Annotated in this window: 19 protein-coding genes and 1 riboswitch; of the genes, 13 read left to right on the top strand and 6 right to left on the bottom strand. The window is 53.8% G+C overall.

What is annotated here, in order from left to right; translation table 11 throughout:
* Positions 1-6 precede the first annotated feature (6 nt).
* Positions 7-2,508: a phosphoenolpyruvate--protein phosphotransferase gene (ptsP, locus tag F3J30_RS21245; protein ID WP_166718499.1), complete on the bottom strand. Its 2,502-nt coding sequence runs from the start codon at positions 2,506-2,508 to the stop codon at positions 7-9.
* 304 nt (positions 2,509-2,812) lie between these two features.
* On the opposite strand from ptsP, the gene F3J30_RS21240 reads away from it, so the two are divergent.
* Genes F3J30_RS21240 through F3J30_RS21220 form a run of 5 tightly spaced genes read left to right on the top strand, consistent with a single transcriptional unit; the run spans position 2,813 to position 7,773 of the window.
* Positions 2,813-3,892, top strand: a complete 1,080-nt coding sequence (locus F3J30_RS21240) for a PTS fructose transporter subunit EIIC (RefSeq protein ID WP_166718498.1) — start codon at positions 2,813-2,815, stop codon at positions 3,890-3,892.
* 14 nt (positions 3,893-3,906) lie between these two features.
* The gene (locus F3J30_RS21235; protein ID WP_166718497.1) at positions 3,907-4,227 is read left to right on the top strand and encodes a PTS fructose-like transporter subunit IIB; all 321 of its coding nucleotides are present in this window, start codon (positions 3,907-3,909) and stop codon (positions 4,225-4,227) included.
* A 51-nt stretch (positions 4,228-4,278) separates the two neighbouring features.
* A complete protein-coding gene (locus F3J30_RS21230) occupies positions 4,279-6,573 on the top strand; it encodes a formate C-acetyltransferase (RefSeq protein WP_166718496.1) in 2,295 nt (764 codons plus the stop codon).
* The gene (locus tag F3J30_RS21225; RefSeq protein ID WP_166718495.1) at positions 6,539-7,414 is read left to right on the top strand and encodes a [formate-C-acetyltransferase]-activating enzyme; all 876 of its coding nucleotides are present in this window, start codon (positions 6,539-6,541) and stop codon (positions 7,412-7,414) included. The genes F3J30_RS21230 and F3J30_RS21225 overlap by 35 nt, the downstream gene beginning before the upstream one ends.
* Before the next feature lie 2 nt (positions 7,415-7,416).
* Complete coding sequence (locus tag F3J30_RS21220) at positions 7,417-7,773, top strand: PTS fructose-like transporter subunit IIB (RefSeq protein WP_166718494.1); 357 nt, start codon at positions 7,417-7,419, stop codon at positions 7,771-7,773.
* On the opposite strand, the gene F3J30_RS21215 is transcribed toward F3J30_RS21220, so the two are convergent.
* The 3 genes from F3J30_RS21215 to argE all read right to left on the bottom strand — a co-directional run bounded on the left by F3J30_RS21215 (position 7,760) and on the right by argE (position 12,751).
* On the bottom strand, positions 7,760-8,608 hold the full coding sequence (locus F3J30_RS21215; protein ID WP_166718538.1) for an AraC family transcriptional regulator: 849 nt from the start codon (positions 8,606-8,608) through the stop codon (positions 7,760-7,762). The genes F3J30_RS21220 and F3J30_RS21215 overlap by 14 nt on opposite strands.
* 93 nt (positions 8,609-8,701) lie before the next feature.
* A complete protein-coding gene (gene ppc / locus F3J30_RS21210; protein ID WP_166718493.1) occupies positions 8,702-11,353 on the bottom strand; it encodes a phosphoenolpyruvate carboxylase in 2,652 nt (883 codons plus the stop codon).
* A gap of 246 nt (positions 11,354-11,599) precedes the next feature.
* Positions 11,600-12,751 carry an acetylornithine deacetylase gene (gene argE, locus F3J30_RS21205; protein WP_014072325.1) on the bottom strand — a complete coding sequence of 384 codons (1,152 nt, stop codon included), beginning with the start codon at positions 12,749-12,751 and terminating at the stop codon, positions 11,600-11,602.
* 88 nt (positions 12,752-12,839) lie between these two features.
* On the opposite strand from argE, the gene argC reads away from it, so the two are divergent.
* The 4 genes from argC (at position 12,840) to oxyR (ending at position 17,321) form a co-directional block, all read left to right on the top strand.
* On the top strand, positions 12,840-13,844 hold the full coding sequence (gene argC / locus F3J30_RS21200; RefSeq protein ID WP_166718492.1) for an N-acetyl-gamma-glutamyl-phosphate reductase: 1,005 nt from the start codon (positions 12,840-12,842) through the stop codon (positions 13,842-13,844).
* Between the two features lie 6 nt (positions 13,845-13,850).
* Positions 13,851-14,627, top strand: a complete 777-nt coding sequence (argB, locus tag F3J30_RS21195) for an acetylglutamate kinase (protein WP_098946274.1) — start codon at positions 13,851-13,853, stop codon at positions 14,625-14,627.
* Positions 14,628-14,704: 77 nt separating this feature from the next.
* Positions 14,705-16,078 (top strand): argininosuccinate lyase, encoded by a 1,374-nt coding sequence (gene argH / locus F3J30_RS21190; protein ID WP_166718491.1) that lies wholly within the window; start codon positions 14,705-14,707, stop codon positions 16,076-16,078.
* Between the two features lie 316 nt (positions 16,079-16,394).
* Positions 16,395-17,321, top strand: coding sequence for a DNA-binding transcriptional regulator OxyR (gene oxyR, locus F3J30_RS21185; RefSeq protein WP_014072321.1), 927 nt, complete (start codon positions 16,395-16,397; stop codon positions 17,319-17,321).
* Here the strand turns inward: oxyR and sthA are convergent.
* Positions 17,295-18,695: a Si-specific NAD(P)(+) transhydrogenase gene (sthA, locus tag F3J30_RS21180; RefSeq protein WP_014072320.1), complete on the bottom strand. Its 1,401-nt coding sequence runs from the start codon at positions 18,693-18,695 to the stop codon at positions 17,295-17,297. The two genes, oxyR and sthA, sit on opposite strands and share 27 nt — an antisense overlap.
* A gap of 196 nt (positions 18,696-18,891) precedes the next feature.
* Here sthA and fabR point away from each other — a divergent pair, with 196 nt between their 5' ends.
* Together fabR and F3J30_RS21170 are read left to right on the top strand one after the other, a co-directional pair.
* On the top strand, positions 18,892-19,530 hold the full coding sequence (gene fabR, locus F3J30_RS21175) for an HTH-type transcriptional repressor FabR (RefSeq protein WP_014072319.1): 639 nt from the start codon (positions 18,892-18,894) through the stop codon (positions 19,528-19,530).
* 10 nt (positions 19,531-19,540) lie between these two features.
* Positions 19,541-19,900, top strand: coding sequence for a YijD family membrane protein (locus F3J30_RS21170; RefSeq protein WP_166718490.1), 360 nt, complete (start codon positions 19,541-19,543; stop codon positions 19,898-19,900).
* An 86-nt stretch (positions 19,901-19,986) separates the two neighbouring features.
* Here the strand turns inward: F3J30_RS21170 and trmA are convergent, their stop codons facing one another.
* Positions 19,987-21,087, bottom strand: a complete 1,101-nt coding sequence (gene trmA / locus F3J30_RS21165) for a tRNA (uridine(54)-C5)-methyltransferase TrmA (RefSeq protein ID WP_166718489.1) — start codon at positions 21,085-21,087, stop codon at positions 19,987-19,989.
* Positions 21,088-21,191: 104 nt separating this feature from the next.
* Positions 21,192-21,419, top strand: a riboswitch (cobalamin riboswitch).
* Positions 21,420-21,484: 65 nt separating this feature from the next.
* Between trmA and btuB the strand changes: the two genes are divergently transcribed.
* The gene (gene btuB / locus F3J30_RS21160; protein ID WP_166718488.1) at positions 21,485-23,338 is read left to right on the top strand and encodes a TonB-dependent vitamin B12 receptor BtuB; all 1,854 of its coding nucleotides are present in this window, start codon (positions 21,485-21,487) and stop codon (positions 23,336-23,338) included.
* The gene (gene murI, locus F3J30_RS21155) at positions 23,283-24,134 is read left to right on the top strand and encodes a glutamate racemase (protein WP_166718487.1); all 852 of its coding nucleotides are present in this window, start codon (positions 23,283-23,285) and stop codon (positions 24,132-24,134) included. Before btuB ends, murI begins: the two co-directional genes overlap by 56 nt.
* Positions 24,135-24,493 lie beyond the last annotated feature (359 nt).

Here is a 24,493-nt window from a genome sequence, read left to right as displayed (position 1 = left end):
TCCTCGTTAAAGTTCTAATTCGTGTTGTAACAGAGAGGCGATTGCCTCTTCTGAGCGGGCGTTAACCAGGGCGCTGCGGAAATCTTCATGCATGATGCGACGAGCCAGACGGGAGAAAATACGCATATGCTGGTCGCCTGCGGCATGTTTATTAAGGGTGAGCATAATGATGAATTGCGCTTCTTCATCGCCCCAGATAACCGGGGATTTCAGGCGTGCAACGCTGATGGTGGATTGCTCAATATGTTCGGATTTGCTGTGCGGAATGGCGAAACTAAAGCCAAGCCCGGTGGAGAAAACAGCTTCGCGGGCCCACAAATCCGCTTCCAGCTTACGTGGATAGCGGCAACGCCCTGCGAGCAGCAGGTTGTCGGTCATTCCTTTCATGACCTCTTCCTTGCTGTTCCAGTCGTTATGCAGTGAAATGCAGCGCGGCGTCACCAATGGTGTGTCCTGTTGATTCATGCGGAACTGCGCCAACAAATGTTCTACTTCAAGTGAAGTGCGACAAGCCATCGCCTGATTCAGCAGCTGCCGACAGGCACGGCTATCCAGTTGTGCCAGACGGGCTTTGGTGGCAGGGATGGCAGGCGAGCCCATGCTGAGTTCGTCCAGCCCCAGGCCAACCAGCAGTGGCAGCACCGAGCCTTTCGCACCCAATTCACCGCACAGGCCAATCCATTTCCCCTGACGATGAACGGCCTGTACCGCGTAATCCAGCGCCCGAAGAAATGCTGGGTTCAGACTGTTGTAATGGCGTGTCACTTTGGCGTTGTCGCGGTCAACGGCCAGCAGATACTGTGTCAGGTCGTTGCTGCCAATGCTAAAGAAATCAATCTCTTCACAACACTGATCGATAATGAACATAACCGATGGGACTTCCAGCATAATGCCGAGAGGGATTTTCTCATCAAATGGAATATGTTCGGCACGAAGTTGTTGTTTCGCTTCGGCGAGTTTTTCTTTTACCCACAGGATCTCTTCCATGGAGGAGATCATCGGGATCATGATTTTTAATCTGCCATGCGCGGAGGCACGCAGGATTGCCCGCAGCTGGGTAGCGAAAAGCACAGAGTACTCTTCATAAATGCGCACGGCACGGTAGCCGAGGAAGGGGTTGTTCTCTGCCGGAATGTTCAGGTAATCCACCGGCTTGTCACCGCCGATATCCATGGTTCGCACAATAATGCTGCGCCCGTTTGCACATTCAAGCGCCTGACAGAAAATGTTGTATAACTCGTTTTCGCCGGGTGCGCTGGTGCGATCCATATACAGCATTTCGGTGCGGAACAGGCCAACCCCTTCTGCGCCGTTACCGAATGCCGCCTGAGCCTCTGCCGCATGGGCAATGTTGGCAGCAATCTCGATTCGCAGTCCATCGGCTGTTCTGGCCTCACGGTTAAGCCAGAGACTTTGCTGCTCGCTTATCTTTTGTTGCACGCGCTCTTCCTGGCGGTAGTAACGTGCCACTGCATCGCTGGCGTTGACCACAACCGCGCCAGCATTGCCATCCACAAAGACGGGCTGGTTACGCCACTGAAGCAAGCTTTCACTATCAACGCCGACCAGCGTCGGGATATTAAAAGAACGCGCAAGGATCACGGTATGCGAGGTTGTTCCGCCGCTTTTTAAGAGCAGCCCTTTGAGCATGGTTTTATCAAGTTCCAGAAACTGGCCGGGCGTCAGATCATCCGCAAGACAAATGGTCGGCTGAATGAGTTGTCCTGGCGTCGGGAAACGCTGTTCCCCGTAGATCTGCTGTAAAAGCTGATAGCAGACATCGCGGACATCCAGCACACGTTCCTGCAAATAACTGCTGCTGGAACGGGAGAACTCGCCACAGAAATGGTTTGCTGTGGCGATAGTTGCCATCGCACAACTCAGCCCCTGATTCACTCCTGCCAGCAGGTGTTGGCGCAGCGACGTGTCCGTAGCCAGTGAACGATGTGCTTCCAGAATGGCGCTGGCAGTACTGTCGGTGTCCAGCGCACGCAGCTCAATGTTTTTCACCAGCAGAGTCAGGCCGTTATCCAGTGCAGACTGTTCTTCTTCCGGGCTTTTTGCATCGGGTAAATCGGACAGGGCGTTGAGATCCAGCGACGTTAATAATGTCAGGATACCCTGTGCACTGCCGCTGCATACGGGCAGGGCACGGAACAGCGTGGGGTTAAGGCGGGTGAGTGATTCTGGTAATGGGTCAAGTTCGGTATTGATGGCTTCAGCAAGCGGGGCATCACAGTGCGGAAACTCATCCCGCAGCCACTGTGCAAGCCGCTGATGGGCGCTTTGTTCATCTTCGCCGTGGATAATCAGACGACAGGCATCGCCTGCCAGGGTATCGGTGCCAATAAGAGCCAGTGCACTCCTGGCATCGCCTTTACGGTCGTTTCGCAGGTTGTGCCACTCAATTTGCGAGATAAACGTATTGCACAGCGTTTCAACATGACTTGCCGGACGCGCGTGAACGCCGTTAGGCAGTTCACAGGTAAATTCCACTACCAGAGCCATACACACACTCCTGAAACCAATAGTCATTTATTGCAGACAGCATACGAGTGTGGTGATGAAGAGCGCCATGTGACAAATCTGCCAAAAGCTGGACAAATGTAATATCCCTCCGAAAGTGAGATTTGACTCACAGGTTGTGACAGTTTGCGTAATAAGACCTGGGTCTGAAATGTCGAGGCGGATCGCATTTTTATTTCGACATTACAAAAATCCAGTAAATGGCCTTTTTGTCTCCTGTCAGCCTCCTTCCTGATTGCCTATTGTTTGCCACAACATCTTTATGGATATAAGCCTGGAGCAACATATGAAAGAGTTGGTGCATATTCTCAAGAACACGCGGCAGCATCTAATGACAGGCGTGTCACATATGATCCCGTTTGTGGTGGCGGGCGGTATTTTGCTGGCAATTTCGGTCATGTTGTACGGCAAAGGCGCGGTACCGGATGCGGCAACCGACCCCAACCTGAAAAAACTCTTCGACATCGGTGTTGCCGGGTTAACGCTGATGGTGCCTTTCCTGGCTGCCTATATTGGTTATTCCATTGCTGAACGTGCCGCGTTGGCGCCCTGTGCCATTGCCGCGTGGGTAGGCAACAGTTTCGGTGCGGGCTTCTTTGGCGCGATTATTGCCGGAATACTTGGCGGGATTGTTGTCTGGTATTTGAAAAAACTGCCGGTCCCGAAAGTCCTGCGTTCGGTCATGCCTATTTTCATCATTCCTGTCATTGGCACCTTTATCACCGCAGGGATCATGATGTGGGGGCTGGGTGAACCTGTGGGGGCGTTGACGACGGGCCTAACCCAGTGGCTGCAGGGAATGCAGCAGGGAAGCATTGTGGTGCTGGCGGTCATTATGGGGCTCATGCTGGCCTTTGATATGGGTGGCCCAATCAACAAAGTCGCTTATGCCTTCATGCTTATCTGTGTTGCTCAGGGAGTCTATACCGTGGTGGCGATTGCTGCGGTGGGTATCTGCGTGCCACCTCTGGGTTTAGGTCTGGCGACGCTGATTAACCGTAAGAACTTTACCGGTGAAGAGCGCGAAGCGGGTAAAGCCGCGCTGGTGATGGGGTGTGTCGGTGTGACCGAAGGCGCGATTCCATTTGCGGCAGCCGATCCGCTGCGCGTGATTCCTTCCATTATGCTCGGCTCGGCCTGTGGCGCAGTAACGGCTGCGGTGATGGGCGCGCAGTGTTATGCCGGATGGGGTGGGCTGATCGTACTTCCTGTGGTGGAGGGTAAGCTGGGTTATATCGCTGCGGTGGCGGTGGGTTCAGTTGTGACAGCAATCAGCGTCAACGTGCTGAAAAGCATTGCTCGTAAGAACTCGAAACAGGGCGAAGTAAAAGAGGACGACCTGGATCTGGATTTTGAAATTAACTGAGTGAGGAAGAGAACATGGCCCGAATTATTGCAGTAACAGCATGTCCGTCTGGCGTTGCCCATACCTACATGGCTGCTGAAGCGCTGGAAAGCGCAGCTAAAGCCAAAGGCTGGGAGGTGAAGGTTGAAACTCAGGGGTCGATTGGTCTTGAGAACGAGCTGACGAGTGAAGATATTGCCGCGGCGGATATGGTTATCCTGACCAAAGATATCGGCATTAAATTTGAAGAGCGTTTTGCCGGGAAGACTATCGTTCGCGTCAATATCAGTGACGCAGTCAAACGCGCCGACGCCATCATGAACAAAATTGATGCCCATCTGGCACAAACCGCCTGATGATCTCCCGCCCTTCGGGGCGGGCTGGTTTCCCGTTACAGGAGTTCCCTCATGACGAATCGTACCCAGCGTTTAAAAGATGCTCTCTTTGCCAACCCGCGTGAAATCTCACTAGAACGTGCTTTGCTCTACACTGCCAGCCATCAGCAGACGGAAGGTGAGCCAGCGATTATCAGGCGCGCGAAAGCCACGGCGTACATTCTTGACCACGTGAATATCGCGATTCGTGATGAGGAACTGATTGCCGGGAACCGTACCGTCAAACCGCGTGCAGGTATTATGTCGCCTGAGATGGATCCTTACTGGCTCCTTCAGGAACTGGATCAGTTTGCTATCCGGCCACAGGACCGCTTCGACATCAGCGATGAAGATAAGCAGACCTACCGGGAACTGCTCTATCCCTACTGGGAAAAGCGGTCGATGAAAGATTTTATCAACAGCCAGATGACGGATGAGGTAAAAGCTGCGGTGGGGACGCAGATTTTTAGCGTTAACCAGACGGATAAAGGGCAGGGGCATATCATTATTGATTACCCACGCCTGTTGAATAACGGCCTGGATGCACTGGTGGCAGAAATGCGTGATCACTGCACCCGTGATACCAGGAACACCTTCTATGCTGCGGCGCTAATCCTTCTTGAAGCGTCCCAGCGTCATATTTTGCGTTATGCATTACTGGCTGAGGAGTCGGCTGAACTCAGTGAAACCACCCGGCGTGAAGAGTTACTGAAGATTGCCGAAATCTCGCGTCATAACGCACATCATAAGCCGCAGACCTTCTGGCAAGCGTGTCAGCTATTCTGGTACATGAACGTCATTTTACAGTACGAATCCAACGCCAGTTCCCTCTCAATCGGGCGTTTTGACCAGTATATGCTGCCGTTTTATCAGGCATCACTTTCGCAGGGTGAAGAGCCTGTATTCCTTAAAGAACGGCTGGAATCACTGTGGGTGAAGTGCAATGACGTGGTGCTCTTACGTTCGACCAGTAGCGCCCGCTATTTTGCTGGTTTCCCGACTGGCTATACCGCGCTATTGGGCGGGCTGACCGAAAACGGGCGAAGTGCCGTTAACGTACTTTCTTTCCTGTGTCTGGATGCCTACCAGAGCATTCAGCTTCCGCAGCCGAACCTTGGCGTAAGGGTGAATGAGCTTATCGACCGACCTTTCCTGCTTAAAACGGCAGAGACGATTCGCCTGGGAACCGGAATTCCGCAGATTTTTAACGACGAAGTTGTTGTTCCTGCTTTTTTGAATCGTGGAGTGTCGCTTGAGGATGCGCGTGATTATGCAGTTGTCGGCTGCGTTGAGCTGTCCATCCCAGGTAAAACCTACGGCCTGCACGATATTGCCATGTTCAACCTGCTGAAAGTGATGGAAATTGCCATGCAGGACAATGAGGGTAATACCGGGCTGACTTATGAGGAGTTGCTTGAGCACATTCGCGCGAAGATTAATCACTACATTGCGCTGATGGTTGAGGGAAGCAATATCTGTGACATTGGCCATCGTGACTGGGCGCCAGTACCGCTGCTCTCTTCCTTCATAAGTGATTGTCTGGATAAAGGAAAAGACATTACTGAGGGTGGGGCGCGCTACAACTTCTCTGGTGTACAGGGGATCGGGATTGCGAACCTGAGCGATTCGCTTCATGCCCTGAAAGGACTGGTCTTTGAACAGCAACGCTTAAGTTTTGATGAACTTCTGACGGTGTTAAACGCTAACTTTGCCACCCAAGAGGGGGAAAAAGTACGTGCCCGCCTGATCAATCGCTTCGAGAAATACGGTAATGATATCGATGATGTCGATAACATCAGCGCTGAACTGCTGCGCCACTACTGCAAAGAGGTTGAAAAATACCGGAATCCGCGCGGTGGGCAGTTCACACCGGGATCTTATACCGTGTCGGCACATGTACCATTGGGGGCGGTCGTTGGTGCCACGCCGGATGGCCGTTATGCCGGTGAGCAACTGGCAGATGGCGGTCTTTCGCCGATGCTCGGGCAAGATATGCAAGGCCCAACGGCGGTACTGAAATCGGTGAGTAAGCTGGATAACTATCTGTTATCTAACGGTACGTTGTTGAACGTGAAGTTTACCCCTGCGACACTTGAAGGTGATGCCGGGTTGCAAAAGCTGGCTGACTTCCTGCGAGCATTCACTCAGCTTAAGTTGCAGCATATTCAGTTCAACGTGGTGAATGCGGACACATTACGAGAAGCGCAGTCACGCCCGCAGGATTTCGCCGGGCTGGTGGTACGCGTTGCCGGATACAGCGCCTTCTTTGTTGAGTTGTCGAAGGAGATCCAGGATGACATTATCCGTCGTACAGCGCATCAGTTGTAACGTGGTTGAAGCGCGCGCCGATGTGGCGCGTATTTTCAACATCCAACGCTACTCGTTAAATGACGGACGCGGTATCCGCACGGTCGTCTTTTTTAAAGGCTGCCCGCACCGGTGCCCCTGGTGCGCTAATCCGGAATCAATCTCGCCGAAAATCGAGACGGTACGCCGGGAAAGTAAGTGTCTGCATTGTGTTCCCTGTCTGCGTGATGCTGAAGAGTGCCCGTCAGGTGCGTTTGAGCGTATCGGCAGGGATGTGACGCTGGATGAGCTTGAACATGAGGTGATGAAGGACGATGTCTTCTTTCGCTCTTCGGGCGGTGGGGTCACGCTTTCCGGTGGCGAAGTTCTGATGCAGGCCTCTTTTGCGACCCACTTTTTCCAGCGACTGCGTCGCTATGGTGTACATACCGCCATTGAAACCGCAGGTGATGCGCCTTTGTCACGGTTACTGCCTCTGGCCCGACAGTGCGATGAAGTGCTGTTTGATTTGAAGATGATGGACCCCGATCAGGCACATGCCTCGCTGGCAATCAATTTGCCCAGAGTCCTGGATAACTTCTTACAACTGGTGGCAGCTGGTGTGAACGTAATCCCCCGCGTGCCTCTTATTCCAGGGTATACGCTCAACGGCGCCAACATGGCGCGTGTGCTCGCGTTTCTGATACCTTCAGGGATACGGCAACTGCATCTGCTTCCTTTCCATCAGTACGGAGAACCAAAATACCGTCTGCTGGGGCAGGAGTGGGGGATGCGGCAGGTGGTTCCTCCGACAGAAGATGAGGTTGCATCGATGCGTCAAATGGCTGAACGTGAAGGGTTCCAGGTCACCGTAGGAGGTTAGGAATGACAGTGATAACGGGGCGTTATCTGGTGGCGGTGACTGCCTGCGTCAGCGGTGTGGCACATACCTATATGGCCGCAGAACGGCTGGAAAAGTTATGTCAGCAGGAAAAATGGAACGTTCACATTGAGACCCAGGGCGCCCTGGGCGTTGAAAGTGCGCTCACGGAAGACGATATTCGCCGTGCGGATGTGGTGTTACTCATCACTGATATTGAACTGGCGGGAAGCGAACGTTTTGAAGATACCCGCTATGTGAAGTGCGGGATTAACGCTTTTCTGCGCGATCCGCAGAGGGTCATGGTTGCGGTGCGTAAAATGTTATCAGCACCGCAGCATACTCAGGTCATTCTGGACTAGCCACTTTTCCGGTGAGCTGGCTGTGGTACTGGCGGCGATATTCTGACGGCGAGCGCTCCGTATTTTTACGGAATAACCGGCAGAAGTAGTTACTGTCGACAAATCCGCAGGCGTGAGCCACCTCTTTCACTTTTAAATCATACCCTTTCAACAACTGACGTGCGTGCTCCAGCCGGGTGTGTGTCAGGTATTCGTTAAAGCCCACTGCACCTGTTTTCTGAAAAAGATGCGACAGATAATTTGGTGAGATGTAAAACGCCTGGGCGACAGATTCACGGGTGAGCGGTGCGGCGTAATGTTCATCAATATAAATACGAATGGCTTCAAACAGGGCCTGACTGCGGGAGGCTGTCTGGATCTGACTGCCCAGCAGGTCGACACAGTGACTCAGCAGGCTAGCAACAATCAGTCTTGCTGTTTGTTGCTCGTTTGGCTGCATTTGCATTTCATGGAGTGTTTGCAGCAGGAAGGAGCCAATCCGGGGGCCGCGACGGGCAACATGTTGCTTCGCCAGATTACGGATTTCAACGCCGTCCCAGTGCAAAAGGCTAAACCCAAGCTGTTGTTTACCAAAAAGAATGCTCAGCGTTGTCGCGGGTTTTTGCCATTGCGGATCATTCCAGCCTCCTGGCGGAACGTAGAGGACATCACGTGGCTGTAGAACGGAGGCCGCGCAATCTTCAACAGACCCTTCAAGAACAATCTCCAGGCGCGGAAAATCGACCTGTAAGGCAAGTTCGGGTGCACTGGATGCCTGGTTTAAGAAATGCACCTGACCCAGCGGTAATGTACCGTTAATCAGGTCGGTCAGGATCTGAGTGATGTCGTGTTGCATGGTGTGGATACCGAGATATTGCCGGGTGACGCTGCGCTTACCCGGTCTACTTTCGTAGGCCCGTGCAAGCGCAGCGCCGCCTGGTATCAAGCATTAGCCGGTGTTACGCATCCCTGCCGCAACGCCTGCAATTGTTACCATCAACGCCTGCTCAACGCGAGGATCAGGCTCTTTACCTTCCTCTTCGGCCTGGCGGGAACGGTGCAGCAACTCAGCCTGGAGAACGTTCAGCGGGTCAGTGTAGATATTACGCAACTGGATAGACTCGGCAATCCACGGCAGGTCTGCCATCAGGTGCGAGTCGTTGGCGATATCCAGAACCACTTTGATGTCGCCTTCCAGCAGTTCGCGCAACTCTTTGCCCAGCGCCCACAGCTCAGGTTTCACCAGACGCTGATCGTAGTATTCCGCCAGCCACAGGTCGGCTTTGGAGAAGACCATTTCCAGCATCCCAAGACGCGTGGAGAAGAACGGCCAGTCACGGCACATGGCTTCCAGCTCGCTCTGTTTGCCATCTTCCACCACTTTTTGCAGGGCCGCACCGGCACCCAGCCAGGCTGGCAGCATCAGACGGTTTTGCGTCCAGGCGAAGATCCACGGAATAGCACGAAGAGACTCCACGCCACCGGTCGGGCGACGTTTGGCCGGGCGTGAACCCAGAGGCAGTTTACCCAGCTCTTGCTCAGGCGTCGCTGAACGGAAGTAAGGCACGAAGTCTTTGTTTTCACGCACATAGCCGCGGTACAGATCGCAGGAGATATCTGACAGCTCATCCATGATATGACACCAGGACTCTTTCGGCTCTGGCGGTGGCAGCAGGTTGGCTTCCAGAATGGCGCTGGTATAGAGCGACAGGCTGCTGATGGTGACTTCCGGCAGACCGTACTTGAAGCGGATCATCTCACCCTGTTCCGTTACACGCAGGCCACCTTTCAGGCTACCCGGCGGTTGAGAAAGCAGTGCCGCATGAGCTGGCGCACCGCCACGGCCAATGGAACCACCACGACCGTGGAACAGGGTCAGTTCGATACCGGCTTTCTCACAGGTCTTGATCAGTGCGTCTTGCGCCTGGTACTGAGCCCAGGATGCCGCCATCACGCCCGCGTCTTTTGCGGAGTCGGAATAGCCAATCATCACCATCTGTTTGCCCTGAATAAAGCCGCGATACCAGTCGATGTTCAGCAGCTGCGTCATCACATCGTTGGCGTTGTTCAGGTCATCCAGGGTTTCAAACAGCGGTGCTACTGGCAGGGCGTAGTCGATACCGGCTTCTTTCAGCAGGAGGTGAACACCCAGCACATCTGATGGCGTTTTCGCCATCGAGATCACATAGGCCGCCACCGATCCTTTCGGTGCATCAACGATCGCTTTACAGGTGTTGAGTACCTCGCGGGTTTCGTTGCTAGGTTCCCAGTTGCGCGGCAACAGAGGACGTTTGGAATTCAGTTCGCGGATCAGGAAGGCTTGTTTGTCGGCCTCGGACCAGCTTTCGTAGTCGCCAATTCCCAGGTAGCGGGTCAGTTCACCCAGCGCTTCGGTGTGACGGGTACTTTCCTGACGAACATCGATACGCACCAGCGGCACGCCGAAACACTTCACGCGGCGCAAGGTGTCGAGCAGTTCACCGTTGGCGATGATGCCCATACCGCACGCTTGCAGGGATTTATAGCAGGCATACAGCGGATCCCAGAGCTGTTCGTTCTGGCTCAGCAGACCTTCCGGCTTCGGCAGGCGCTGGCCTTTGAGGCGCGCTTCCAGCCAGGCCTGAGTTGCCATCAGCTGACCACGCAGCTTTTTCATCAGATAGCGATACGGCTCGCTGGCACCTTCTTCACCGGCCAGTTCGCGCAGTTCTGGTGTCGCTTCAACCATCGACAGCTCGGAGATCAGCACCTGAATATCTTTCAGGAACAGGTCGGTCGCTTTCCAGCGGCTTAGCAGCAGCACGTGGCGGGTGATCTCTGCGGTCACGTTCGGGTTACCGTCGCGGTCGCCGCCCATCCAGGAGGTGAAACGCACCGGCACAAAATCCACCGGCAGGCGGTAGCCCAGGTTCTCTTCCAGCTGTTCGTTCAGTTCGCGCAGGTAGTTAGGAACACCTTCCCACAGGCTGTTTTCCACCACCGCAAAGCCCCATTTGGCCTCATCGACCGGGCTTGGGCGGTTCTTACGAATTTCGTCAGTGTGCCAGGACTGGGCAATCAGCTGGCGCAGACGACGCATCAGCTGGTTACGTTCGTAGTCGGCGATGTCTTTGTTTTCCAGCTGCTTCAGGCAGTTGTTCACTTCCACCATTTTGTGGATGAGCGTACGACGGGTGATCTCGGTTGGGTGAGCGGTCAGTACCAGCTCCAGAGAGAGCGACTCCACCGCTTTTTTGATGGTCGCTTCGTTGAGGTCTGGCTGGTCTTTCAGTTTACGAAGTGTACGGGCAATAACTTCCGGGTTGCTGGCAGCTTCGCCCATTGGCGAAATGCTGTGGTATTGCTCAGCGGTGTTCGCCAGGTTCAGGAACTGGCTGAATGCGCGTGCAACAGGCAGCAGCTCATCGTTAGACAGGTTCTGCAAGGTGGTAAGCAGCTCCTGACGATTGGCCTCGTTACCTGCACGGGAAGATTTGGACAGCTTGCGGATGGTTTCAACGCGGTCGAGGATATTTTCCCCTAACGCATCTTTGATGGTATCTCCAAGCACTTTGCCGAGCATACTGACATTACTACGCAACGCGGAATATTGTTCGTTCATAAAAACCCAGTCACCCCATCATTTTTGTTTATGCCCAATCGAAAATCTTTTGGACAATATTTTGTCATCTCCCTTTATAAAGCCACGTAAAACCCCTGTCGTCAATTGCTGCGAAAACGGTTCAGCAAACGAATAAATGTGGGTAATTTACGAAATTTAATTCGCTTCGCGTCAGATAAGTGATGCTTATGGGAATGTGACGAAGATCGCGAGATTTTCCCCTCTCATTCGAGAGGGGAAAGGTCATTAATGCCAGCAGAAGTGATGCACAACCTGGGTAATCAGTTCGCGGGTAGGTTTGATAAAGCGGGTTTCCAGATACTCATCCGGCTGGTGGGCCTGGTTGATGGAGCCAGGGCCAAGAACCAGCGTTGGGCACAGGGTCTGAATAAACGGCGCTTCGGTGCAGTAGTTCACCACATCGGTTTTCTCGCCAAGCAGTTTTTCCACCACTTCGACCAGCTGGTGATCCGGCGGGCACTCGTAGCCCGGAATCGGTGGATGCAGATCGGAAACCGTCAGGCGGCCAGGCCAGCGTTCGCTTACCGGCGCCAGGGCTTCTGTCAGTAAACCGTTCAGGTCGCTCAGCGTCATACCCGGCAGCGGGCGAATATCCATATGCAGTTCGCAACAGGCGCAGATACGGTTAGAGGCATCCCCGCCGTGCAGGCTACCGAGGTTCAGCGTCGGGTAAGGAACGGTAAACGAATCATGGTGATAGCGCTCTTTCAGGGAATCACGCAGCTGCATGATGTGGCCGATAGCATCGTGCATCAGCTCAATGGCGTTCACGCCGCGCGCCGGATCGCTGGAGTGGCCAGACTGGCCCAGAACACGTACTGCGGTAGAGATATGGCCTTTATGCGCACGAATGGGTTGCAGAGACGTTGGCTCGCCGATGATGGCGCAATCCGGGCGAATAGAGGTGTTTTCAGAGAAATAACGTGCGCCCGCCATGCTGGTTTCTTCATCGGCGGTCGCCAGAATATAGAGCGGTTTTTTCAGTTTTGTCACGTCCACGTCACGCAGCGCGTCGAGGATAAAAGCGAAGAACCCTTTCATGTCGGCAGTGCCCAGACCGTAAAGCTTGTTGTCGTGTTCGGTCAGGGTGAATGGGTCGCGTGTCCAGCGGCCGTCGTCAAATGGAACGGTGTCGGTATGACCTGCGAGCAGCAGCCCACCCGCGCCGTGTCCGGTACTGGCCAGCAGGTTAAATTTATGACGTGTTCCGGGGACAGGCTGAACCTCAACGTTAAACCCAAGATCGCTAAACCAACCCGCCAGCAGATTGATTAAAGACTCATTGCTCTGATCCAGCGCTTCTTCGGTTGCACTGATGGACGGTGTGGCGATCAGGGCGCGGTAAATCTCGATAAATGGCGGTAAGTTCATTTTCATTGTTGACACACCTTAGGTCGTGATAGTATCAATATTCATGCAATAAATGTGAATAAAAATACATTAACGTTGAGCATAAAGGAACCCGATGTTGAATACGCTGATTGTAGGCGCTAGCGGTTATGCGGGCGCAGAGCTTGTAAGCTACGTGAATCGCCATCCACATATGACCATAACCGCTTTGACCGTGTCAGCGCAAAGCAATGATGCAGGAAAGTTAATTTCCGATTTACATCCGCAACTTAAAGGCATTGTCGATATGCCTTTGCAGCCGATGTCTGACATCAGCGAGTTCACCGACGGCGTCGACGTGGTGTTTTTAGCCACGGCGCACGAAGTCAGCCACGACCTGGCGCCGCAATTCCTGGCGGCCGGTTGTGTCGTGTTCGACCTCTCCGGCGCGTTTCGTGTTAATGATGGCGCGTTCTACGAAAAATATTACGGTTTCACCCATCAGCACCCGGATCTGCTTGAAAAAGCGGTCTATGGCCTGGCGGAGTGGAGTGCAGACAAACTGAAAGAAGCGGATTTGATTGCCGTGCCGGGTTGCTACCCAACGGCGGCGCAACTCTCCCTGAAGCCCTTGATCGACGCAGGCCTGCTGGATCTGAATCAGTGGCCGGTGATCAACGCCACCAGTGGCGTGAGCGGTGCAGGGCGTAAGGCGGCCATTTCCAATAGCTTCTGCGAAGTGAGCCTCCAGCCGTACGGCGTGTTTAATCACCGTCATCATCCTGAAATCACCACCCATCTGGGCGCGGATGTCATTTTTACCCCGCACCTGGGCAGCTTCCCGCGTGGGATCCTCGAAACCATTACCTGTCGCCTGAAACCGGGTGTGACCAAAGAACAGGTGAACGAGGTCTTTACTCAGGCATACGCTGGCAAACCGCTGGTGCGTCTGTATGAAAAAGGCGTTCCGGCGCTGAAAAACGTGGTCGGTCTGCCGTTCTGCGATATCGGCTTTGCCGTGCAGGGCGAACACCTGATTGTGGTCGCCGCAGAAGATAACTTACTCAAAGGCGCTGCCGCCCAGGCAATGCAGTGTGCAAACATTCGTTTTGGCTTCGCTGAAACGCAGTCTCTTATTTAAGGTGTGATGATGAACCCATTAATTATCAAGCTCGGTGGTGTACTGCTGGACAGCGAAGAAGCGCTGGAGCGTCTTTTTACCGCACTGGTTAACTATCGTGAATCACACCAACGTCCGCTGGTGATTGTCCACGGCGGCGGCTGCGTGGTAGATGAGCTGATGAAAGGGCTCAACCTGCCGGTGAAAAAGAAAAATGGCCTGCGCGTCACGCCTGCCGATCAGATTGACATCATTACCGGTGCGCTGGCAGGTACGGCGAACAAAACGCTGCTGGCATGGGCGAAGAAACACCATATCGCCTCCGTTGGCCTCTATCTGGGCGATGGCGATAGCGTAAAAGTGACCCAGCTCGATGAAGAGCTCGGCCATGTTGGACTGGCACAGCCAGGTTCGCCTAAGCTGATTAACACGCTGCTGGAAGGGGGGTTCCTGCCGGTGGTGAGCTCAATCGGTGTCACCGAAGAGGGTGAGCTGATGAACGTGAATGCAGACCAGGCGGCAACCGCACTGGCGGCAACCCTGGGTGCAGACCTGATCCTGCTCTCTGACGTGAGCGGTATTCTGGACGGTAAAGGCCAGCGTATTGCGGAAATGACGGCGGCGAAAGCCGAACAGCTGATTGCGCAGGGCATTATTACCGACGGCATGATCGTGAAAGTGAACGCAGCGCTGGATGCTGCCCGCACGCTCGGTCGCCCGGTGGATATCGCCTCCTGGCGTCACGCGGAGCAACTCCCGGCGCTGTTTAACGGCACGCCGATTGGCACGCGTATTCTGGCGTAATCGATTTATTGTTTTGTAGGCCCGGTAAGCGCAGCGCCACCGGGCAATGAAAATCAAAGATATTAAGGAAGCATGTTATGGCACTTTGGGGTGGGCGTTTTACACAGGCAGCGGATCAACGGTTCAAACAGTTTAACGACTCTTTGCGCTTCGACTACCGCCTGGCCGAACAAGATATCGTCGGCTCTGTGGCCTGGTCCAAAGCGCTGGTTACCGTAGGTGTACTGACCGCATATGAGCAACAGCAGCTGGAAGAAGCGCTGAACAACTTGCTGGAAGAGGTACGTCTGGACCCGCAGCAGATCCTGAAAAGCGATGCCGAAGATATCCATAGCTGGGTGGAAGGTAAGCTTATCGATAAAGTCGGTCAGCTGGGTAAAAAGCTGCACACCGGCCGTAGCCGTAACGACCAGGTCGCGACTGACCTGAAACTGTGGTGTAAAGACACCGTGGTGGAGCTGCTGGCAGCAAACCGTCAGTTACAGGCTGCACTGGTGGAAACTGCACAGAACAACCAGGATGCGGTCATGCCGGGTTACACCCACCTGCAACGTGCCCAGCCGGTGACGTTTGCGCACTGGAGCCTGGCCTATGTAGAAATGCTGGCACGAGATGAAAGCCGTCTTCAGGATACCCTGAAACGTCTGGACGTGAGCCCGCTGGGTAGCGGTGCGCTGGCGGGTACAGCGTATGAAATCGATCGTGAACAGCTGGCAGGCTGGCTGGGCTTTGCTTCTGCCACCCGTAACAGCCTGGACAGCGTGTCTGACCGCGATCACGTGCTGGAGCTGCTGTCCAATGCTTCTATCGGCATGGTTCACCTGTCGCGTTTCGCAGAGGATCTGATCTTCTTCAACTCTGGTGAAGCTGGCTTTGTTGAGCTGTCTGACCGTGTAACTTCTGGCTCTTCCCTGATGCCACAGAAGAAAAACCCGGATGCGCTGGAGCTTATCCGCGGTAAGTGTGGCCGTGTGCAGGGTGCGCTGACCGGCATGATGATGACCCTGAAAGGGCTGCCGCTGGCGTATAACAAAGATATGCAGGAAGACAAAGAAGGGCTGTTTGACGCGCTCGACACCTGGCTGGACTGCCTGCATATGGGCGCACTGGTGCTGGATGGTATTCAGGTGAAACGCCCGCGTTGCCAGGAAGCTGCACAGCAGGGTTATGCCAACTCCACCGAACTGGCGGACTACCTGGTAGCGAAAGGTGTTCCGTTCCGTGAAGCGCACCATATTGTGGGTGAGGCGGTAGTGGAAGCGATCCGTCAGGGTAAACCGCTGGAAGATCTGACGCTTACCGACCTGCAAAAATTCAGCGCGGTTATCGGGGATGATGTCTATCCGATTCTGGCGTTGCAGTCTTGCCTGGATAAGCGTGCGGCGAAAGGCGGCGTGTCGCCTAAGCAGGTTGCACAGGCGATTGCGGATGCGAAAAACCGGTTAGTTTAATTTGGTTTGAATAGTGCGGGCTGGTGCCCTCACCCCGGCCCTCTCCCACAGGGAGAGGGAGAAAAACGGAGCCTGGCTTAGCGCCGGGCTTTTTTACGCAAAAAAAATGCGGACCACGGGGTCCGCAAAAGTTCACGTTGGCTTTAGTTGTTCGAGTTTTGAGAGAAACTCGTCAGACGGTGGCGGGGACGTCAAGGGTCAAACACGTGCCGCCCTGTCTATGTGGTGTATTATTCAACAGAATGCTTGATAGGGATAATCGTTCGTTGCTATGCTATCTATCGCCATGAACTATCGTGGCGACGGAGGATGAATAATGAATATTCGTGATCTTGAATACCTGGTAGCGTTAGCCGAGCACCGTCATTTTCGCCGCGCGGCAGATTCCTGCCACGTCAGCCAGCCCACGCTGAGCGGTCAGATCCGCAAGCTGGAGGATGAGCTGGGCGTCATGCTGCTGGAGCGCACCAGTCGTAAGGTACTGTTCACCCAGGCAGGTCTTTTGCTGGTGGATCAGGCGCGTACTGTGCTGCGCGAGGTCAAAGTGCTCAAGGAAATGGCAAGCCAGCAGGGGGAAGCGATGTCGGGCCCACTGCATATTGGCCTGATCCCAACCGTTGGCCCGTACCTGTTACCGCACATCATTCCGATGCTGCACCAGACATTCCCGAAACTCGAAATGTATCTGCATGAAGCGCAAACCCATCAGCTGCTGGCGCAGTTAGATAGCGGTAAGCTCGATTGCGCGATTCTGGCGCTGGTCAAAGAGAGCGAAGCTTTTATTGAGGTGCCGTTGTTTGATGAGCCGATGATGTTGGCGATCTACGAAGATCACCCGTGGGCGAACCGCGATCGCGTGCCGATGGCCGATCTGGCCGGTGAAAAGCTGCTGATGCTGGAAGATGGTCACTGCCTGCGCGATCAGGCGATGGGCTTCTGTTTTGAGGCCGGTGCGGATGAAGATACCCATTTCCGCGCAACCAGTCTGGAAACACTGCGTAACATGGTGGCGGCGGGAAGTGGTATCACACTGCTGCCTGCGCTGGCTGTTCCGCGCGAGCGTAAACGTGATGGTGTGGTCTATCTGCCGTGCATTAAACCAGAGCCGCGTCGTACCATTGGCCTGGTTTATCGCCCGGGATCGCCACTGCGCAGCCGCTATGAGCAGCTGGCTGAGGCCATCCGTGGTTCCATGGATGGCCATTTTGACAGTGCGTTAAAACAGACGGTTCAGACCGTTTAGTGCCGCTACCCGATAGGCTTCCGCCATGGTCGGGTAGTTAAAGGTGGTGTTAACGAAGTACTCGATGGTGTTACCACCACCTTTTTGCTCCATTATTGCCTGGCCGATATGAATGATTTCCGCCGCGCGTTCACCAAAGCAGTGAATACCGAGGATCTCTTTCGTCTCGCGGTGGAACAAAATCTTCAGCGTTCCCACACTCATTCCCACGATTTGCGCGCGCGCCAGATGTTTAAACTGCGCACGACCCACCTCGTAAGGCACTTTCATGGCCGTCAGTTGCTGTTCAGTTTTCCCGACTGAGCTAATTTCCGGGATGGTGTAAATTCCTGTTGGAATATCTTCAATCAGGTGCGCCGTTGCTTCGCCTTTCACCAGCGCCTGAGCCGCAATGCGCCCCTGGTCGTAGGCCGCTGACGCGAGGCTTGGATAACCAATCACGTCACCCACCGCGTAAACGTGCGGCAGCGCAGTCTGGTACATGCTGTTGACCTTCAGCTGGCCACGGCTGTCGGTTTCCAGCCCGATGTTTTCCAGCGCCAGCGAATCAGTGTTACCGGTACGGCCGTTGGCATACAGCAGGCAGTCGGCTTTCAGCTTTTTGCCGGATTTCAGATGCATGATCACACCGTCATCGCAGCCTTCGATTTTCTCGTACTCTTCGTTGTGGCGAATCACCACACCGCTGTTCCAGAAGTGGTACGAGAGGGAATCCGACATCTCCTGGTCGAGGAAGGCCAGCAGGCGATCGCGGGTGTTGATCAGGTCAACTTTGACCTCCATACCCCGGAAGATCGACGCATATTCGCAGCCAATTACCCCTGCGCCATAGATAATGACATGGCGTGGTTCGTGGTGCAGGCTGAGGATGGAATCGCTGTCGTAGATGCGTGGGTGCGAGAAGTCGACATCGGCCGGATGGTACGGGCGCGAACCGCAGGCAATCACGAATTTTTCAGCTGTGATGGTTTCAACCGAACCGTCATGGCATTCGAGCGCCAGGGTGTGCTCATCGACAAAATGCGCGTTGCCCTGCAAAATTTCGCAGTGGTTACGCTCATAAAATCCCTGACGCATACGTGTCTGCTGGTTAATGACGGTATCCGCATGATTCAGGATGTCGGCAAAGGAAGAACGAAGAAGTCGGGAGTGGTCGCTGTAAAGAGGGTTCTGGTTAAATTCAATAATACGGCTAACGGCATGGCGGAGGGCTTTGGAAGGGATGGTGCCCCAGTGGGTGCAACCGCCGCCAACATTATGGTAGCGCTCTATGACCGCTACTCTGGCTCCCTGTTTCACCAGTCCCATAGCAGCGCCTTCGCCGCCGGGGCCGGAACCAATAACTATTGCGTCGTAATCGTAGGTGTGTGGCATGGCAAGGCTTACCTGTTCTTATACATAAAAGCAACAGAATCATAACATCATTGCCAGAGTAACCCAATTATCGTTGTGCTTTTTTCGGGCAGTGGAGCACAAACCGCGCGTAAACAATCATTCACAAAGCCAGGCAAACAGATTAATTTTATTCTCTGGTATAGTGCCATCAGGCCTTTGGAAGGATTCAACTATCGTGATGGGCGTAAGAGCACAACAAAAAGAGAAAACCCGGCGTTCGCTGGTGGAAGCCGCATTCAGTCAACTGAGTGCTGAGCGAAGTTTTGCCAGTTTGAGCCTGCGCGAAGTCGCACGCGAGGCCGGGATTGCGCCAACGTCCTTCTATCGTCATTTCCGTGATGTGGATGAACTGGGCCTGACCATGGTCGATGAGAGTGGTTTGATGCTGCGCCAGCTGATGCGCCAGGCACGTCAGCGTATCGCAAAAGGCGGCAGCGTGATCCGCACGTCCGTATCGACCTTTATGGAATTTATCGGCAATAACCCCAACGCGTTTCGCCTGCTGTTGCGTGAACGCTCCGGGACATCGGCCGCATTTCGTGCCGCAGTCGCGCGTGAAATTCAGCATTTCATCGCGGAACTTGCCGACTATCTTGAACTCGAAAACCATATGCCGCGTGCATTCACCGAAGCGCAGGCCGAGGCGATGGTGACAATTGTCTTCAGTGCGGGTGCCGAAGCACTGGATGTGAGCGTTGAACAGCGCAAGCAGCTCGAAGAGCGACTGGTATTGCAACTCAGGATGATCTCCAAAGGGGCATATTACTGGTATCGCCGTGAACAAGAAAAGTTGGCACATCAAACCGATGAGTGAAGGGTGAGTAATGAAACAGTCAGGTCAGGATAAGGGTACGTTGTTGCTGGCATTGATCGCTGGCTTATCAATTAATGGCACGTTTTCGGCTGTTTTCAGCTCTATCGTTCCATTCTCAATTTTCCCGCTAATTGCACTGGTGCTGACGGTGTACTGTCTGCATCAACGCTATCTGAACCGCACCATGCCTGTGGGGTTGCCGGGTCTTGCCGCTGCCTGCTTTATTTTAGGCGTGTTGTTGTACAGCACTGTGGTACGCGCAGAGTACCCGGATATCGGCTCAAACTTCCTGCCGGCGGTGCTGTCTGTGGCGCTGGTATTCTGGATTGGCTCGCGGATGCGTGGCCGTAAGAGCCAGTTGCCGGAGTAGAGAAGAGTGTTGTAGGCCGGATAAGCGAAGCGTCATCCGGCTTTTTGGCAGGTGGCGCTTCGCTTACCTGCCCTACAGGGACTGGATCATTTTGCCGTGAGCAGTACACCGCACTCCATATGGTGCGTATACGGGAATTGATCGAACAGAGCCAGACGTTCAACATTGTGCGTCTGGCTTAATGTTTCCAGGTTCTTGCACAGGGTTTCCGGGTTGCAGGAGATATACAAAATACGCGGGTATGCCTGCACCATCTTCTCGGTTTCGCTGTCCAGGCCACTGCGCGGCGGATCGACAAAAATCGTCTCACACTGGTAACTCTTCAGGTCGATACCCTGTAATCGATTGAACTCACGCACGCCGTTCATCGCCTGCGTAAATTCTTCTGCTGCCATACGAATGATCTGCACGTTGTCGATATGATTAGCCGCGATGTTGTACTGCGCGGCAGCAACCGATGGTTTGGCGATTTCAGTGGCCAGCACGCGCTCGAAGTTACGCGCCAGCGCCAGTGAGAAGTTGCCGTTACCGCAGTACAGTTCAAGCAGATCGCCCGTTGACCCTTCTGTTGCTTTCAGCGCCCACTCAAGCATCTGCACGTTCATGGCGGCGTTCGGCTGGGTAAAGCTGTTTTCCACCTGGCGATAAATCATCTCTTTACCCGCCACCGGCAGACGCTCATCGATGTAATCCTGGTCGAGCATGATTTTGGTTTTGGTCGCACGGCCAATCAGGTGAACGTTGATATTCTGCGCGCGCAGGGCATCGCGCAGGGCTTCTGCCTGCTCGCGCCACTCGTCGTTAAGCGCTTTGTGATACAGCAGGGAGACAATCGCCTGATTGCTTTGCGTGGTCAGGTAGTCAATCTGGAACAGCTTATTGCGAAGCACCGGGTTGCTGCGCACGCCATCCATAATGAGGGTCATCAGCTGGTTAATCAGCTCGCTTGCCGCCGGAAAACTATCTACGCGGATACGGGATTTTGTCTGCTGATCAAAAATGATGTGGTACAGGTCGTCCCCATCATGCCAGATGCGGAACTCCGCACGCATACGGTAGTGGCTGACTGGCGAGCGGAACACCTCGGGAACGGGCGCGTTGAAAGGCGTCATCATACTTTGCAGGCGGACAACTTTCTCTGCCAGCTGCGCGTCGTACTGTTCTGTCGGGAGGTGTTCGGGGGTCATGATGCGTCCTGAGTGATAAAGAATTACGCGGGGATTGTAGGCATTGTTCAGGGGATGTCCAGATTTAATGGCTAATAGCTATCTGGACATCTATACGTGTCTAATTGTAGCATTCTGTTTCCGGTCTCCTGAGAGTGAAAAGGGAATCCAGTGTAAATCTGGAGCTGACGCGCAGCGGTAAAGACTGGCGGGATGAGAATTGTAGACACTGCTATATACACGCAAGATCATTCAAGTTGCATCAAGGCGGCTTGAAGGATGACGCGAGTGGGAAGTCTTCATCCATTAAACGCCACCTAGCCCGAAGACCTGCCGGGATCACGTCGCATTTGGTTTCATCATCGCGTGCTATAGATGAGGCCTGCGGCATCCTTCTTATATTGTGGATGCTTTTACAATGATTAAAAAAGTATCGCTGTTGACGGCGCTTTTCGTCACGGCATTTTCGGGCTGGGCGCAGGATAGCGCAGACTCGTTGGTGGTGACGGCAAACCGTTTTGAGCAACCAGCAAAAACCGTTCTGGCTCCGACATCTGTTGTGACGCGTGAAGATATTGAACGCTGGCAGGCAAAGAGCGTTGTTGAAATCATGTCACGACTGCCGGGCGTGGATATCGCGCAAAGCGGTGGTATGGGCGCGACCTCTTCTACCTTTATACGCGGGACTGAATCCCGTCATGTTCTGGTGCTGATCGATGGTATCCCTCTGAATAATGCAGGGATCAGCAACGTTCCTGACCTGAGCCAAATCCCGACTTCCCTGATTCAGCGTATTGAATACATTCGTGGCCCACGTTCAGCTCTGTATGGCTCCGACGCGATTGGCGGTGTAATCAACATCATCACCGGGCGCGATAAGCCAGGGGCAGAAATATCTGCGGGTGTGGGGTCTAAGGGCTACCAGACCTATGATGGCTCCTTCCAGCAGGTACTGGATAAAACCAAAATCACCATGGCAGGTAACTATACCTATACCCGCGGTTTTGATATCGGTGCAAAAGATGCTCCGCGCCAGCCGGATCGTGACGGCTTTATGAGTAAGTCACTGTACGGCTCGGTGGAACAGCAAATTACCGACAGCGTAAGCGGTTTTTTCCGTGGTTTTGGCTATGACAACCGCACGGCGTATGACGGCTACGATCATTACGACGCAAACTTTATGGTTGATGGACGCCCGGATACCCGCCAGCTCTACAGCCAAAACTGGGATACAGGCCTGCGTTATAACCAGGGGATTTTCCAGTCGCAGTTGGTGGCAGGTTACGGCCGCAGTAAAGATCAGAACTATGACCCGAAAAAAGGGCGTTACGCTGATTCTGCAACCATGGACGACGTGAAGCAGTACACGACGCAGTGGCTGAACACCGTTGAAGTGGGTCACGGGAATATCGGCGCGGGTCTGGACTGGCAGAAGCAGAAAACCCAGGCGGGCACGGGCTATCTGGATAAAGGCTACGAGCAGCGCAATACTGGCGTGTTCTTGTCTGCAATGCAGCAGTTCAATAGCGTGACGCTTGAAGCAGCAGCGCGTAATGATGATAACTCCAACTTTGGCAACCACGGAACATGGCAAACCAGCGCTGCGTGGGAGTTTGTGGATGGCTATCGCGTGATTGCCTCCTACGGTACTGCGTTTAAAGCACCGACCATGAGTCAGATCCACAGCGCTTCTTACGGTAATCCGGACCTTAAGCCGGAGGAGAGTAAGCAATGGGAAGGTGGCTTTGAAGGTCTGACGGGGCCGGTCAACTGGCGCGTTACTGGTTATCGCAATGACATTGATAATCTGATTAGCAGCGATCCGCATACGTATCGTTACTACAACGTTGACGAAGCGCGCATTAAAGGTGTGGAAGCAACGGCGCAGTTCGATACCGGACCGGTAGGTCATCAGATTTCTTATGATTATGTTGACCCGCGTAATGCGAAAACCAACGAAGTACTGGCTCGCCGCTCTAAGCAGCAGGTTAAGTATCAGATGGACTGGCAGGTATGGGACCTCGACTGGAACGTTGCGTACCGCTACCTGGGAACCCGCTATGACGTTGCTATCGATCCGAATACCTATTCGTCAGAACGTGTGAAAATGGGCGGTGTAAGTCTGTGGGATGTCGCAGTTTCATATCCTGTCACCTCTCACCTGACAGTTCGTGGTAAAATAGCTAACCTGTTCGATAAAGATTACGAGACAGTTTATGGCTATCAAACTGCAGGACGGGAATACACCTTGTCTGGCAGCTACACCTTCTGATCCGCGTCCCACCGTGCTGGTGTTTGATTCCGGCGTCGGTGGGCTTTCGGTCTATGATGAGATTCGGCATCTCCTGCCGAATCTCCATTACATCTATGCTTTCGATAACGTCGCTTTCCCTTATGGTGAAAAGAGCGAAGCGTTTATTGTTGAGCGTGTCCTTGAAATCGTGACTGCCGTTCAAAAGCGCTACCCTCTGGCGCTGGCCGTGATTGCCTGCAATACGGCGAGTACGGTGTCTCTTCCCGCATTACGCGAAAAGTTCCCGTTCCCGGTTGTGGGTGTAGTACCTGCAATTAAACCGGCTGCACGTCTGACGGCAAATGGGATTGTCGGGTTGCTGGCTACGCGCGGCACGGTGAAGCGTCCTTATACACGTGAGCTGATCGACCGCTTTGCTAATGAATGCCAGATTGCGATGCTCGGCTCTGCAGAACTTGTCGAAATGGCGGAAGCGAAGTTGCATGGACACGCGGTTCCGCTGGAAGAGCTGCGCCGCATTTTGCGTCCGTGGCTGCGGATGCCGGAGCCGCCGGACACCGTTGTTCTGGGATGTACCCATTTCCCTCTTTTACAGGAAGAACTTCTGGCGGTTCTGCCAGAGGGGACTCGGCTGGTGGATTCCGGTGCGGCAATTGCGCGTCGTACCGCCTGGCTGCTTGAACATGAAGCGCCAGATGCAAAATCTACCGATGCCAATATCGCTTTTTGTATGGCGATAACAAAAGAGACTGAACAACTTTTACCCGTTTTACGTCGTTACGGCTTTGAAACGCTCGAAAAACTAGCGTTGTAGCACGGTTTTGAGCAAAAAAGAGACGGTTGAAAGTTTTTTTCAAAAGAGGGGTTGTCAACGTCTGAGAACTCCCTATAATGCGCCTCCACTGACACGGAACAACGGCTTACAAGCCGCCGGGTTAGCGGGGTTCAGAGATGAACGCCAACAGAGAAAAGTGAAAATAAACGCTTGACTCTGAATGAGGAAAACGTAATATACGGGACCTCGCAACGGTGAGCTGAAAGCCGCAGTTGCAACTGCTCTTTAACAATTTATCAGACAATCTGTGTGGGCACTCAAAGTGACATGGATTCTTAATGTCTTCGGACAATAAATGAATACCAAGTCTCAACGAGTGAACACGTAATTCATTACGA

Source organism: Enterobacter sp. Tr-810 (assembly GCF_011752765.1).
In the GTDB taxonomy this organism is placed as follows: Bacteria; Pseudomonadota; Gammaproteobacteria; order Enterobacterales; family Enterobacteriaceae; genus Enterobacter; species Enterobacter soli.
This window is presented reverse-complemented; position numbering and strand designations above follow the sequence as displayed.

Bases quoted from the DNA above. Each gene is read 5' to 3' on its own strand.
- ptsP (WP_166718499.1), bottom strand. From the start codon at position 2,508: ATGGCTCTGGTAGTGGAATTTACCTGTGAACTGCCTAACGGCGTTCAC.
- F3J30_RS21240 (WP_166718498.1), top strand. From the start codon at position 2,813: ATGAAAGAGTTGGTGCATATTCTCAAGAACACGCGGCAGCATCTAATG.
- F3J30_RS21235 (WP_166718497.1), top strand. From the start codon at position 3,907: ATGGCCCGAATTATTGCAGTAACAGCATGTCCGTCTGGCGTTGCCCAT.
- F3J30_RS21230 (WP_166718496.1), top strand. From the start codon at position 4,279: ATGACGAATCGTACCCAGCGTTTAAAAGATGCTCTCTTTGCCAACCCG.
- F3J30_RS21225 (WP_166718495.1), top strand. From the start codon at position 6,539: ATGACATTATCCGTCGTACAGCGCATCAGTTGTAACGTGGTTGAAGCG.
- F3J30_RS21220 (WP_166718494.1), top strand. From the start codon at position 7,417: ATGACAGTGATAACGGGGCGTTATCTGGTGGCGGTGACTGCCTGCGTC.
- F3J30_RS21215 (WP_166718538.1), bottom strand. From the start codon at position 8,608: ATGCAACACGACATCACTCAGATCCTGACCGACCTGATTAACGGTACA.
- ppc (WP_166718493.1), bottom strand. From the start codon at position 11,353: ATGAACGAACAATATTCCGCGTTGCGTAGTAATGTCAGTATGCTCGGC.
- argE (WP_014072325.1), bottom strand. From the start codon at position 12,751: ATGAAAATGAACTTACCGCCATTTATCGAGATTTACCGCGCCCTGATC.
- argC (WP_166718492.1), top strand. From the start codon at position 12,840: ATGTTGAATACGCTGATTGTAGGCGCTAGCGGTTATGCGGGCGCAGAG.
- argB (WP_098946274.1), top strand. From the start codon at position 13,851: ATGATGAACCCATTAATTATCAAGCTCGGTGGTGTACTGCTGGACAGC.
- argH (WP_166718491.1), top strand. From the start codon at position 14,705: ATGGCACTTTGGGGTGGGCGTTTTACACAGGCAGCGGATCAACGGTTC.
- oxyR (WP_014072321.1), top strand. From the start codon at position 16,395: ATGAATATTCGTGATCTTGAATACCTGGTAGCGTTAGCCGAGCACCGT.
- sthA (WP_014072320.1), bottom strand. From the start codon at position 18,695: ATGCCACACACCTACGATTACGACGCAATAGTTATTGGTTCCGGCCCC.
- F3J30_RS21170 (WP_166718490.1), top strand. From the start codon at position 19,541: ATGAAACAGTCAGGTCAGGATAAGGGTACGTTGTTGCTGGCATTGATC.
- trmA (WP_166718489.1), bottom strand. From the start codon at position 21,087: ATGACCCCCGAACACCTCCCGACAGAACAGTACGACGCGCAGCTGGCA.
- btuB (WP_166718488.1), top strand. From the start codon at position 21,485: ATGATTAAAAAAGTATCGCTGTTGACGGCGCTTTTCGTCACGGCATTT.
- murI (WP_166718487.1), top strand. From the start codon at position 23,283: ATGGCTATCAAACTGCAGGACGGGAATACACCTTGTCTGGCAGCTACA.